The organism is Terriglobia bacterium, assembly GCA_020072565.1.
GTDB lineage: Bacteria > Acidobacteriota > UBA6911 > UBA6911 > UBA6911 > JAFNAG01.
In genome coordinates this window covers 132585-145450 of record JAIQGI010000001.1, presented here as the reverse complement: position 1 = coordinate 145450, position 12866 = coordinate 132585, and the positions used below count along the sequence as shown (strand labels likewise).

Annotated in this window: 11 protein-coding genes and 1 pseudogene; 4 read left to right on the top strand and 8 right to left on the bottom strand. The window is 61.5% G+C overall.

Going from position 1 to position 12866, the window contains the following annotated elements:
• Positions 1-33: 33 nt before the first annotated feature.
• Positions 34-1005, top strand: coding sequence for an ABC transporter ATP-binding protein (locus LAP85_00645; GenBank protein MBZ5494882.1), 972 nt, complete (start codon positions 34-36; stop codon positions 1003-1005).
• 134 nt (positions 1006-1139) lie between these two features.
• A pseudogene (locus LAP85_00640) lies at positions 1140-2150 on the top strand (ATP-binding cassette domain-containing protein).
• Between the two features lie 40 nt (positions 2151-2190).
• Here the strand turns inward: LAP85_00640 and LAP85_00635 are convergent.
• Together LAP85_00635 and LAP85_00630 are read right to left on the bottom strand one after the other, a co-directional pair.
• On the bottom strand, positions 2191-2874 hold the full coding sequence (locus tag LAP85_00635) for an ABC transporter ATP-binding protein (protein MBZ5494881.1): 684 nt from the start codon (positions 2872-2874) through the stop codon (positions 2191-2193).
• Positions 2875-2945: 71 nt separating this feature from the next.
• Positions 2946-4424 carry an efflux RND transporter periplasmic adaptor subunit gene (locus tag LAP85_00630; GenBank protein MBZ5494880.1) on the bottom strand — a complete coding sequence of 493 codons (1479 nt, stop codon included), beginning with the start codon at positions 4422-4424 and terminating at the stop codon, positions 2946-2948.
• 205 nt (positions 4425-4629) lie between these two features.
• Here LAP85_00630 and LAP85_00625 point away from each other — a divergent pair, with 205 nt between their 5' ends.
• A complete protein-coding gene (locus tag LAP85_00625; GenBank protein MBZ5494879.1) occupies positions 4630-5814 on the top strand; it encodes a Xaa-Pro peptidase family protein in 1185 nt (394 codons plus the stop codon).
• Between the two features lie 62 nt (positions 5815-5876).
• On the opposite strand, the gene LAP85_00620 is transcribed toward LAP85_00625, so the two are convergent.
• Complete coding sequence (locus LAP85_00620; protein MBZ5494878.1) at positions 5877-7427, bottom strand: methylmalonyl-CoA mutase; 1551 nt, start codon at positions 7425-7427, stop codon at positions 5877-5879.
• Between the two features lie 233 nt (positions 7428-7660).
• Here LAP85_00620 and LAP85_00615 point away from each other — a divergent pair, with 233 nt between their 5' ends.
• Positions 7661-7948, top strand: a complete 288-nt coding sequence (locus LAP85_00615) for a hypothetical protein (protein MBZ5494877.1) — start codon at positions 7661-7663, stop codon at positions 7946-7948.
• 149 nt (positions 7949-8097) lie between these two features.
• Here LAP85_00615 and LAP85_00610 read toward each other — a convergent pair whose 3' ends face one another.
• From LAP85_00610 to mnmG, 5 genes are all read right to left on the bottom strand, one after another.
• The gene (locus LAP85_00610; GenBank protein MBZ5494876.1) at positions 8098-8490 is read right to left on the bottom strand and encodes a polymer-forming cytoskeletal protein; all 393 of its coding nucleotides are present in this window, start codon (positions 8488-8490) and stop codon (positions 8098-8100) included.
• On the bottom strand, positions 8487-9356 hold the full coding sequence (locus LAP85_00605) for a ParB/RepB/Spo0J family partition protein (protein MBZ5494875.1): 870 nt from the start codon (positions 9354-9356) through the stop codon (positions 8487-8489). Before LAP85_00605 ends, LAP85_00610 begins: the two co-directional genes overlap by 4 nt.
• On the bottom strand, positions 9334-10110 hold the full coding sequence (locus LAP85_00600) for an AAA family ATPase (protein ID MBZ5494874.1): 777 nt from the start codon (positions 10108-10110) through the stop codon (positions 9334-9336). The genes LAP85_00605 and LAP85_00600 overlap by 23 nt, the downstream gene beginning before the upstream one ends.
• Before the next feature lie 184 nt (positions 10111-10294).
• Positions 10295-10942, bottom strand: a complete 648-nt coding sequence (locus tag LAP85_00595) for a 16S rRNA (guanine(527)-N(7))-methyltransferase RsmG (GenBank protein ID MBZ5494873.1) — start codon at positions 10940-10942, stop codon at positions 10295-10297.
• Between the two features lie 27 nt (positions 10943-10969).
• On the bottom strand, positions 10970-12847 hold the full coding sequence (gene mnmG / locus LAP85_00590) for a tRNA uridine-5-carboxymethylaminomethyl(34) synthesis enzyme MnmG (protein MBZ5494872.1): 1878 nt from the start codon (positions 12845-12847) through the stop codon (positions 10970-10972).
• Positions 12848-12866 lie beyond the last annotated feature (19 nt).

Sequence of the window (12866 nt, the reverse complement as noted above, 5' to 3'; positions counted from 1 at the left end):
TCCAAAATCCGCAATCCAAGACTCAAAATCGATATGCCCCTACTCGAAGTCGAAAGACTCTCTGTATCCTACCTCACCGCATCAGGGCCGATCCGCGCTGTGCGCGATTTTTCCTGCGAGCTGGCGCCGGGAGAAGCGCTCGCCCTGGTCGGTGAAACCGGGAGCGGCAAATCCACCGTCGCGCTGGCACTACTCGGCCTGCTGGACAGCGATGCGCGCATGGATACGGGAGAAATCCGTTTTCAGGGTGCGCCGCTTTCCTTCAAGGACCGGAGCTCCCGGAGGCAAGTGCGCGGCGGAAGGATCGGCATGGTCTTCCAGGACGCCCGCGGCGCGCTGAACCCGGTCTTGACCGTCGGGTCCCAACTGATGGAGGCGTTGCGCGCTCATCAATCGCTGAGCACAAGGGGAGCGAGGGAAAGAGCGGCCGCGCTGCTCACTGAAGCCGGAATCCCTGACCCGCGGTTTTATCTGCGCCGATATCCGTTCGAGCTGTCCGGCGGCATGTGCCAGCGAGTCGCCATCGCAATCGCGGTCTGCAACCGGCCGAGCCTGCTGATCGCCGACGAGCCCACCAGCGCGTTGGATCCGAGCATTCAGGCCCAGATCCTGGAACTCCTGGGCGGCATGAAGCATCGCTACGGCCTGGCGCTGCTGCTGATCAGTCACGACCTGGCTCTGGTTTCCGAACTATCGGAACGCGTGGCGGTCATGTACCATGGTCGCCTGGTGGAGTCCGGCAGAGCGCAGGATGTCTTTCGGACACCGGCGCACCCGTACACGAAAGCTCTGATCGAGTGCCAGGCGGACCTGCATCACCGTTGGGATCGGCGACCGCTGGCCGCCATTGCCGGTTCACCACCCGCGGGCGGACAGGAGTTACCCGGATGCTCTTTTGCCCCGCGCTGTCCGAGGGCGGATGCAGCCTGTTCCCGGAGCGTGCCATCGCCCGTAGTTCTTTCCGGCGAGCACTGGGCGGCATGCATCAAGTTGACCCAGGGTTGAGACCTCAACGAGGAACGCGCAGAGAACGCAGGTAAACCGATTTTCAGTTCTCCCAGTGGCAGCCTTTGCTTTGGTGCTGCTGTTTTTCTCTGCGATTTCTGCGCCCTCTGCGTGGAGATTCTTAAAAATCGCTTATGGCACCCATTCTTGAGATTCGAGGGCTCCAGGTGAGCTTTGGGACCGGCTTGTTCCACGGCGGCAGCGCCGTTCACGCCCTTGCCGGCGTCGATCTACTGGTGGAGCAGGGCGATACGCTCGGCTTGGTAGGAGAATCCGGATGCGGAAAGACCACCCTCGCCCGCTGCGCTCTGCTTCTGCAGGAACATGCCGCGGGCACCATCTGCTTCGACGGCTGTGATCTGAGCCGCCTTGCGCCAGTCGAACTGCGCACCCGTCGCCGGGAGTTTCAGATGATCTTCCAGGACCCCCTTGCCTCTTTCGATCCCCGCATGAAGGTAGGTGAGATCCTGGCGGAGCCTTTCGAGGTTCATGGCCTGAAAGGGGAGATCAGCCGCAAAGAGAGGGTGCGGGAGCTGCTCATCGATGTCGCGCTTGACGACAGCGTTATCGACCGGTATCCCAGGGAGCTGAGCGGTGGACAGCAGCAGCGGGTCGCCATCGCCAGGGCACTCACCCTCAAGCCCCGGCTTCTAGTCGCCGATGAGCCGGTCTCGGCTTTGGATGCCTCCGTGCAGGCCCAGATTCTGAACCTGCTTGCGGACCTGCGGCAACGTTTCGGCCTCACCCTGATTCTGATCTCGCACGCGCTCTCCGTTGTTCAATACCTGTGCTCGCGCGTGGCCGTCATGTACCTGGGCCGGATCGTCGAAGAGGCCCCGGCAGAGGCATTTTTCCGCGAACCCCGACATCCTTACAGCCGAGCCCTGCTCGAGAGCATGCCGAAGCTGGATCCCGAGCGCGGGAGTTCGAGACCGGTCTTGTCCGGTGACCTCCCTTCTCCAGCCGCGCCACCGCCCGGATGCGCTTTTCATCCGCGCTGCCCGAAAGCGTTCGCAAGGTGCAGACAGGAATGCCCGGCGCTTCAGTCGACTGCGACCGGCAAAGTCGCCTGTTTTCTGTATTCCTGAACCAATGGGTTTGAGGCGGCAAAGGAAAGCGGGCGGCTTTCATGGGGATGCATCTGAAGGCCGCCCGCTTATGGGTATCCTGGGCTTGTCTACTACATCAGTCGTGCGGGACTGGTTCATCGCTGGCGATCTTGCCGTCAAGCAACCGCACCACGCGATAGGCATGCAGTGCGATGTCCGGCTCGTGCGTGACCAGAATGATGGTGTGACCCTTCTTGTGCAGCTCGTCGAGGAGTCTCATGATGTCCATGCTGGTGGCTGAATCCAGGTTCCCGGTCGGCTCGTCGGCCAGGATGATGGACGGATTGTTCACGAGGGCTCGGGCGACGGCGACCCGCTGTCGCTGGCCTCCGGACAACTCGTTCGGCCTGTGGTACATGCGTTCCCCAAGTTCGACCGACTGTAAGGCCTTGATTGCTCGCTCTTTACGCTCGTGAGCGGGCGTGCCGTTATAAATCAGCGGAAGTTCGACGTTGTGAAGTGCCGTAGCACGCGCCAGCAGGTTAAAGGTCTGGAAGACGAATCCGATCTCTTTGTTGCGGATATGGGCCAGTTCGTCATCGTTCATGTCTGACACGAGGCGTGAGTTGAGGAAGTACTTGCCTTGCGTCGGCGTGTCGAGGCATCCGATCAGGTTCATCATCGTGGATTTCCCGGAACCGGACGGCCCCATGATGGCCACATATTCCCCGCGATGGATCTCAAAAGACACGCCGCGCAGAGCGTGGACCTGCTCCGAACCCATCTGGTAGGTTTTCTGGAGGTCTTCGGTCTTGATCAGAATGTCAGGTTGCTGTTTGTCTTTTCCGTTGCTTCCGCTCATGTTGTTCCTCGAAGCGCTGTAGCCGATGCTCAGCTTGGTGATTTGGTTGTCTCCGCCTTCGTGGGGGTGGTTTCAACTTTTACGATCGCCCCGTCCTTGAGAGTGCGCAGGGTCTGAAAGCTCCCCGATACGATCACTTCCCCTTCCTGGAGGTTTGATTTTACCTCAATTTCGGACTCACCGGTTATTCCTGTCTTCACGGGACGGAACTTCGCATGGTTGTCCTTAGTAATTACGAAGACACCCTCAAGTTCTTTCTTGTTAATTTTAGTCTTGGTGGAATCCGCCCGGGCAACCGAGTCGGTCTTCTTCTTCTGCTTGGGATCGGGCTCGATGTAGTTGCCGTCCTTGTCGACCTCGACTTCTCGGATCGTCAGCGCCTGAATCGGGATCGCCAGAATGTTGTTTCGGGTCTCGGTAATAATGTCCGCGGTGCACGACATTCCCGGCCGGATCTTGTCCGGCGGGTTTTTGACCGTTACGATTACCTTAAAATCCTTCGCTTCCTGCGTCGTGGATCCGGAGGTCGTGATGGGGCTGTTCCCGATCTCTGTGACCTCGCCGTCGAGCACGATATCAGGAAGAGCATCCACCTTGATTTTGGCAGGATTCCCGATAGCCAGGCTGACGATGTCGGTCTCATCCACCTTGAGCTCGGTCTGAATCACGCTCAAATCGGAAATCGTCATAAGGGTTGCCTGGGGTGAGTTCAAGGTGCCGGGGACTGCCCGCTCACCGGCGTGAACGACCAGTTGAGTGATCACGCCGTTCAGCGAGGAAGTAATGGTGGTCTTTTTCAACTGATCCGTTGCCTGGGTAAGATTGGCATCCTGCGATTTCAACCGGGTCTCGGCGGCAGCATAGCTGATTTGCATCTGCTCGAGGCTGTTCTCCGAGATCTTGATTTGATTCGCCATCTGCTCGACCTGCTTCTTGGCCACCTCAGCCTGGGATTTGGCGGCGTTCAGGTTGTTTTGCGCCTGTTCATACTCGTCCCTGGAGATGAGTCCTTCTTCGTTGAGCTGTTGGCTGCGGTTGAAGCTGCTCTGGCTGCGCGCCACGTTGGCGGTGGCCTGTTCCGCCTGCGCGCGGCTCGAATCCAGCTGGGACTTCGCATTGGCGATGTTGTGTTCGGCGATGGAGATCTGAAATTGCTGCGCCCGCAGGTCCTGATGCGCTGCGTCCGACTGGGCGCGGGTGGAGTCCTCCTGCGCTGCGGTCTGGATCGGATCGATTTTCAGCAGAATATCGCCTTTTTTCACCTTGTCGCCTTCGCGCACGCGGAGATCGGTCACCACGCCGACAATCTCCGCCTGAAGGTTGACATAGTCTTTGGCCCGAATCTGGCCGCTCGCCGACACCTGTGCCTTCAGGACATCTTTGCGGATGACCTTGGACGTCTGCACGGGAACTTCATCCTTGCGGGTGGCACGGATGCTGAAGAAAATTATGAGGCCCAGCACAACGGCCACACCGCAGGCGATCCATATCTTCTTTTTCTTGCTCATTCAACGCCTCCAGCACTATGGCCATTAGTACGAATCGCAGCCGAAAAAGGTTTCAATTAACTCCCCCCAAGACCCGGTATGCGATCGCACAAACCCGAAATCTTACACAATCAGGGCAAAAATAGGAACAGAAACCGCGTTACTCATTTAAAATGTGCAGACAGGGAAGCCGGAATGTTCTTTTTTCGCATGGGGAGAAACCTCGATGCTGATCCAGGAAAAGGTGGAGCAGGCGGTAGGGATCCTGAGAGAGCACAACATCGACTGCTGGATTACATTCGCCCGGGAAAGCGCCATCAACGGCGACCCCGCCCTCGACTATCTCATCGGCGCCGACATCACCTGGCACACGGCGGTGATCATCACCTCCACCGGCGAATCGTGTGTCATCTGCGGCGAGTACGACCGGAAAACCATCGAGGATACGGGCGCCTACCGGCAGGTCATCGGCTTCGTCAAAGGGATCCGGGACCCGTTCCTCGAGGTGGTGCGCAGGATGAATCCTTCTTCCATTGCTGTCAATTACTCCCGGGACAGCGAGATCTGCGACGGCATAACCCACGGCATGTATCTCACGCTCATGAGCCTGCTCGGCGAGTTGGGATTCGAGAATCGTGTGGTCTCGGCCGAAGGGATCGTCTCGGCGCTGCGGCAACGGAAGACCGGCACGGAGTTGGCGCTTGTCAGGCAGGCCATCAAGAACACTGAGGATATCTTTGCCAAAGTCACGAAATTCATCTCCCCCGGGAGAACGGAGCAGGAAATCGCCGCCTTCATGAAATCCGAGGTGGATCGGATGGGGCTCGAGTTCGCCTGGGAGCCCGGGCATTGCCCGGCGGTGTTCACCGGGCCCGATACCGCAGGCGCTCATTACGGACCCACGGACCGGCGCGTGGAGCCGGGGCACATTCTGAACATGGACTTCGGGGTGAAATATCAAGGTTACTGTTCGGACCTGCAGAGGACCTTTTACATACTGGACAAGGGGGAGTCGGGACCGCCGCCGGAAGTGCTCAAGGGATTCGGGACCATCGTGGACGCAATCGAGCAGAGCCGCGCCGCCATGAAGCCCGGCGTGCTCGGGATAGAGATCGATGCCATTGCCAGGGGCAGGGTCACGGCGGCGGGGTATGCCGAGTTCCCCCATGCGCTGGGCCATCAGGTGGGGCGTTTTGCCCATGATGGCACTGCGCTTCTTGGCCCGGCCTGGGAAAAATATGCCCGGAAGCCCTTTGCCCGCCTTGAGCCCGGCATGGTGTTCACGATCGAGCCCCGGTTGACGGTTCCCGGCCGCGGCGTCGCCACGATCGAGGAGATGGTTCTCGTGACCTCGTCAGGCGCGGAATACCTCTCCACCCCGCAGGATGAACTTATTCTTATCCGAAGCTGAGCCGCGCGGGTAAGTCTGTCCCGGCACTTTGCATCAGCCGGCCTGCGGGCGATCTCCGCTGCTCAGAGAGTCACGGATTCCCGGTACTGGCCGAAAACGCTTCGGAGGCAATCGGAAATCTCACCCACCGTGGCCAGTGCTTCAACCGCCGCCAGGATATGGGGCATGAGGTTTTCTTTCCCCTGGGCGGCCGAGCACAACCGGTCGAGCGCCCGGCGGGCGGCAACGGCATCACGCGCCGCCCGAAGGTCCGCCAGCCTGCGACATTGCTCCGCGCCCACCCGTTCGTCCACCACGAGGAGTTCGACCGGTGCCGATTCGGCCGTGGTATAGCGGTTGACTCCGGCGATGACCTGCTCGCCCAGCTCGATCTGTTTCTGATAGCGATAGGATGACTCCTGGATCTCGCGCTGCACGTAGCCGCGCTCGATTGCGGGCAACATCCCCCCCATCGCATCAATCCTGAGAATGTAGCGCTCCGCTTCTGCTTCGATCTCGTCCGTCATCGATTCGATGGCATAGGCACCCCCGGTCGGGTCGGCGGTGTTGGCAACACCGCTCTCGTATGCCAGGATCTGCTGGGTGCGGAGGGCGGTGCGGGCCGCCGTGGCAGTGGGGAGCGCCAGGGCTTCGTCCATCGAATTTGTGTGCAGGGACTGGGTCCCGCCGAGCACGGCCGCGAGGGCTTGAATCGTGACGCGCACGATGTTGTTCTCGGGCTGCCGGGCCGTCAGAGTGCTGCCCGCGGTCTGCGTGTGAAATCGTAGCGCGCACGAGCGCTCGTTGCGCGAGCCGAAGCGCTCGCGCATGATCCAGGCCCAGAGGCGGCGCGCCGCGCGGAACTTCGCGATTTCCTCCAGAAAATTGTTGTGGGCGTTGAAAAAGAATGAGACCTGGCCGGCAAAGTCATCGACCTTCAGGCCGGCATCCAGGGCGCTCTGTACGTAGGCAATGCCGTCGGCGAGGGTGAAGGCAACTTCCTGAGCGGCCGTGGAGCCGGCTTCGCGAATGTGATACCCGCTGATCGAGATCGGATTCCAGTTCGGCACTTCGCGGCAGCAGAAGCTCAAGACGTCCGTAGTGAGGCGCAGCGATGGGGCAGGCGGATAAATGTAAGTGCCGCGCGCGATGTATTCCTTCAGGATGTCGTTCTGGACCGTACCCCGCAGGGCATTCCAGGGCACGCCCTGGTGGCGCGCGAGGCAAAGCACCATGGCCAAAAGAATGGATGCAGTGCTGTTGATGGTCATGGAGATCGAGACGCAGTCGAGAGGTATGCCCTGGAGGAGCGTTTCCAGGTCGCGCAGCGAGGCGACCGACACACCCACCTTGCCCACTTCGCCGGCGGCCAGCGGATGATCCGGATCGAGTCCGATCTGAGTCGGCAGATCGAAAGCGATGCTGAGACCGGTCTGGCCCTGGGCGAGCAGGTAGCGGTACCGCTCGTTCGATTCCCGTGCGGAGCCGAAGCCGGCATATTGCCGCATGGTCCACGGTCTCCCGCGATACATGTTGGCATGGATGCCGCGGGTGAAAGGGTACTCGCCGGCCTTTTCCGTCCTCTCACCCCAGCGAGGATACGGGCCATAGATGACCTTCGGTTCCATTCTCATCCCCTCGGATTCAGGCTTGCGGGTTTTGGATCTCGGCAGGGTACGGGCCAGGGAGGTTGCTCTCGATAATCGCCGGATCCAAAATCAAACTTCGAATTTCTCTTGCCGACTTGTGCCAGATCAATCTTGACAGCCAAAGCGCACTTTTCTAAGATGGACATACCCTGCGTGGTTATAATGCCACTGCGCCCAGCGAATGATCAAATTTCGCCGCCAGGTGATAGGAGTGCCACATGCCGGACGCTGAAATCAAACGCCTCATGAGGAATCTCGAAGAAGCCATCAACGAAACTCTGAGCGAATCTTCGAGAATCAACGAATCCATCCGAAGCATAGACGAGGCAGGCTACGAGGCCTTTCTGATCATCGATGCGACCATCGGTTTCAACCGCAAGGGGAAGGGTGAGAACGAAGTCATTTCCTCAGCTCCCAGGGACGAGGATCCGGTTCGTCTGCGCATTACCTCTGAAGATGCTAAGTTCCTGAAATCATTGAAGATAGCCGTTGAGATCGAGGGTTAGCCCCCACCTGCCGTTTCCAAGCCTGCGAGCACGTCCGGAGGCGTCGATTTCGGGATCCGAGCCCGAACCCGGATGGGATTGCCTGCTCCGGCATGCGGGCTCAGACGGGACCCGACGTCATTTCCAAGGGCCGCCTGTTTTCAGTCCGGTTATTCGTTCTGAGCCTGGGCGGCAGCCTGCGCCTGGGGAGGGGCCGGCTGCTGGTCGTTCATGTTGCATTTGCCCTCGAAAAGGGCACCCGCTTCAATGATGAGGCACGGGGTATAAATATCGCCGTAAACCTTTCCTTCCTTATGAATTTCGACGCGATCGGAGGCGTGAATTGCGCCCCGGAACTCGCCGCTGATGGACACTCGGCGGATCGCTACCTCGGCTTCCACTTTTCCCCGGGGCCCGATGACGAGGCAGGAATCCGAGCGCACCTTCCCCCTGACCACGCCATCCACCCTGATCCCGTGGGCGAAAGAAAGCTCTCCCTGGAACTCCACCCCCTCCCCCACGAGGCTCAGGATTTCATCGTCACTTTCCCTTTTAAGCTTCATCGCATACCCCCATCATGGCGACGTTTCTCTATGATAATACTGTAGATACGGGTGAGATCTTCCTGGCTGAAGAAGTGGATGCGGATTTGCCCGGCCTGCCGTACCCCCTGCCCGCCGGTGATCTCGACTTTCGTGCCCAGCAGCAGGCGCAGGCGATCGGCCGCGGCGGTGATGTTGGGGTCCTGCGGAATGGAGGCGCGGGCGCGGGCCGACTGGCTCTTCTTGGCCCAGCGCTCCGCGTCGCGCACGGACCAACCCTTCGCCACCATGACATTGGCGGCCCGGGTCGTCTCGGCAGGGGCCAGGTTTGCCGCAAGCAAGGCGCGCGCGTGCCCCGGCGACAGCTTGCCCTCGGCGACCAGGAGTTTGACCGCGGGCGGGAGCTTCAGCAGGCGGAGGGCGTTGGCGATGGTGCTGCGCTCCTTCCCGAGCTGTCCGGCCAGCTCCTCCTGGGTGGTGGGGAGGCTCTCGATAAGATTATGATAGGCTTGGGCTTCCTCGATCGGGTTGAGCTGTTCGCGCTGAATGTTCTCAATCAGAGCCAGCTCCAGCAGGTGATCGTCGGGCACATCCCGGACGAAGGCCGGCACTTTCAACAGCCCGGCCCGCTGCGCCGCCATCAATCGTCTCTCGCCCGCCACCAGCTGATACGCACTGCCCAGGGGGCGGACGAGCACCGGCTGCAGCACGCCGTGAATGCGGATCGAGTCGGAAAGCTCGTTCAGGCTCTTTTCGTCGAACTTCAGCCGCGGTTGATCGGGATTGGTCGTGATCTGGTCGATGTCGATCTCGCTGGGAGCCGGTTCCGGATGGCCTGCTTCCGGGATCAGCGCCCCGAGTCCCTTACCCAGCACCTTTTTTCTCATGGTTTAGGATTTCCTTGGCGAGCTTGATGTAACTCTCGGCCCCTTTGGATCTTATGTCATAGAGAACAATCGGCTTACCGAAACTCGGCGCTTCGGCCAGACGCACGTTGCGCGGGATCACCGTGGCGAGGATCTCTTTGGGGAAAAAGTTGTTGAGGTCCTCCCGCACCTGCGTGCTCAGGTTGGTTCTTTCATCAAACATTGTCAGTAGAATCCCCTGGATCGCCAGGCCGGGATTGTAGCTGCGCCGCACGCGGGCCACCGTGTCGAGGAGTTCCGAGATCCCTTCCAGGGCGAAATATTCGCACTGGATCGGGACCAGCACCGACTGCGCGGCCACCAGCCCGTTGAGCGTGAGCAGGTTCAACGACGGCGGGCTGTCGATCAGGATGAAGTCGTAGTCCCCGGCCACCGGCGCCAGCAGGCGTTTCAGGATGAACTCGCGTTCGGGGAGCTCGATCATTTCGATCGCCGCCCCGGTCAGATTGCGATCGGCCGGCACCAGCTTGAGATTGTCGAGTTCCGTGCCGAGGATGACATGGGCCAACGGTTCGCCCAGGATTATGGAGTGGTAGATGCTTCTGTGGATCGACCCCCGGGCCACACCCAGGCCGCTGGTGCAGTTGGCCTGGGCGTCGGTATCGACGACGAGCACGCGCATGTCGGCCATGGCCAGGGCCGCGGCCAGGTTGATGGCCGTGGTCGTCTTGCCGACTCCCCCCTTCTGATTGGTGATCGCGATGATCCTGCCCATGGTGCGCACGATGCCCGCGAGCATACCACAGGAGATCGCGGCGCCTCAAACAAAAGCGGCCACGAAGGGCACGAATTTCACAACTCCGGCCCGGCATGAACATCGTGCCGGCGCGCGGCTGAGCGCGCGGGCATTCATTTGGGGACACGGGTGTGCCCCGGGCCCGGGAGGGCTCCCTGCGGTTTCACGTGGAACCTGTTTCACGTGAAACACCATAGATCGACAGACTGCGGGCGGTGTGCCCGGGAAGATGCTCCTGCCGCAGCCGGCGCAGCGCGGCTCGCGCCCGCGCCGCGTGCTCGAGAGGGAGGGTGCGGCCGTGAAAAAGCCAGAGTTGCGTGGTCGGACGGCTCGCGGCCAGCAGCAGATCGACAGCCTCGGCGCTCAGCTTCAGCCCTTTGCAGGAGACGATGTCGAATGCCGGCACCGCCGGGCCGCGCAAAAACTCCTCGACACGTGCGCAGACCACCTCCGTCCCTTCCAGGCGCAGGTCGGCGGCCACGGTTGCCAGAAAGGCGGCCCGCTTGCCACGGCTTTCGACGAGATGCAGCCGCATGGCGGGGCGCAGGATCCGCAGGGGGACAGCCGGAAATCCGGCTCCACTGCCGACGTCCAGGTGGGTGACCGGCGCGGAAGGATAGAACCGTGCCGCCCAGAGAGCCTCCTCGAAGAGCCATCCGAGCGCAGACCAGTCGGTCGATGCCGTCAGGTTGATGCGGGTATTCCATTTCTCCAGCAGCGCCAGGTAGCCGAGGAGCCGGTGCGCCTCTTCGCATCCCTCCCGGTAGCCGCCGCGCAGGATCAATTGCCGCAAAGCCTCGGCCGAATTCATGGTCTCCCTGAGCGTGCCCGCATCGCGCTAGCGGTCGGCCCGCCCTTTGGCCCGAAGCAACTCGAGCCGGACGTTGAGGATAGAGACTGCGGCGGGTGTGACGCCCGGAATTCTCGCCGCGGTCCCGAGGTCCCCGGGACGCACGCGGCAGAGCTTCTCCCTGACTTCCCGGCTCAAACCGCTGACCGTCGAGTAATCGAAATCGTCCGGAATGCGGCGCCGGCTCAGGCGCCGTATCTTCTCGGCGTCCTTCTGCTGCTGCTCGATGTAGCCCTGGTACCGCACTTCGATTTCCACCGACTTGCGCGCCGCGGCAGAAAACCAGACGCCGCGCGCGCGCATGAGCGGTTCGAAATCTGCCAGCGCCAAGCCCGGCCGCCGCAACAGCTGCTCCAGGGTGGAGCCCTTGGCCGCAGCCGGCTCGAGGCCGGGCAGCGCCAACTCGGCCGGGTCCCACCTGTGCTCCTGCAGGAAACGGCGCATGCGCGCCGCTTCCCGGTATTTTTCCCCGCAGGCGGCATGATCGGCCTCCGGGACCAGCCCGAGACGGTGCCCGAGCGGGGTCAGGCGCAGATCGGCGTTGTCGATGCGCAGGAGCAGGCGCAGCTCCGAGCGCGACGTGAACATGCGGTAGGGCTCATCCACGCCGCGCGTGACCAGATCGTCGATCAGAATGCCGATGTAGCTTTCCGTGCGCGGCAACACCACTCCCTCCTTGCCTTGGGCGCGCAGCGCCGCGTTGATCCCGGCGACCATCCCCTGGGCGGCGGCCTCCTCGTACCCCGTGGTACCGTTGATCTGGCCGGCGTGGAAAAGACGCGGGACGCGCCGGGTCTCGAGCGTCGCGCGGAGTTCCGTGGGATCGACGAAGTCGTATTCGATCGCATACCCAGGGCGCACCATCCGGGCGTGCTCCAGACCGGGGATGGCCCGCACCATCGCCTCCTGAACATCGACCGGCATGCTCGTCGACATCCCGTTTAGGTAAACCTCATCCGTGTCAAGCCCTTCCGGTTCCAGAAAAACCTGATGGCGCTCCTTGTCGGCAAACTTGACCACCTTGTCCTCGATGCTCGGGCAATAGCGCGGCCCGATGCCGACAATCGCACCGCCATATAGCGCCGAGCGCCGCAGATTCTCGCGCACCACCCTGTGTACGCCCTCGTTGGTGTAGCCGACATGGCAGGAAACCTGCCGGAGCGTCGCCTTCCTGGTCCGGAAGGAGAAGAAAGTCGGCTCGGCGTCCCCCTTCTGCTCCTCGAACTCCCCGTAGTCGATGGTGCGCCCGTCCAACCGCGGCGGCGTACCCGTCTTCAACCGGCCCATGCGGAACCCCACCCCCTTCAGCCACTCGGCCAGCCGAATCGATGGCGCCTCCCCCATCCTGCCGGCAGCGCTCCGCTCCTCCCCGATATGGGTCAAGCCTCTGAGGAAGGTGCCCGTGGTGATCACAACGGCCGATGCGCCGACCATGGTCCCGTCGGCCAACTCGACACCCCGTGCCTCCCCCTGCTCGAGAACCACTCCGGTTACCTCCGATTGACATAGTAATAGACCGGGAAGCGACTCGATAGTCTCTCGCATCTTACTGCGGTATTTCGCTTTATCAGATTGGCAACGCGGCGCCTGCACCGCCGGGCCGCGGCTGCCGTTGAGCAGCCGAAATTGTATCCCGGTCTTATCCGCGATCTCCCCCATGATCCCGCCCAGGGCGTCGATCTCGCGCACCAGGTGGCCTTTTGCGATCCCGCCGATCGCCGGATTGCAGGACATCTGTGCAATCAAGGCGAGGTCGAACGTGAAAAGCGCGGTCCTGGCCCCCATCCGGGCGGCGGCCCAGGCGGCTTCGCACCCGGCATGCCCCCCACCCACGACGATGACATCGAACGACTCACGGAACTTCATTATTGATCTTGGACCAGGA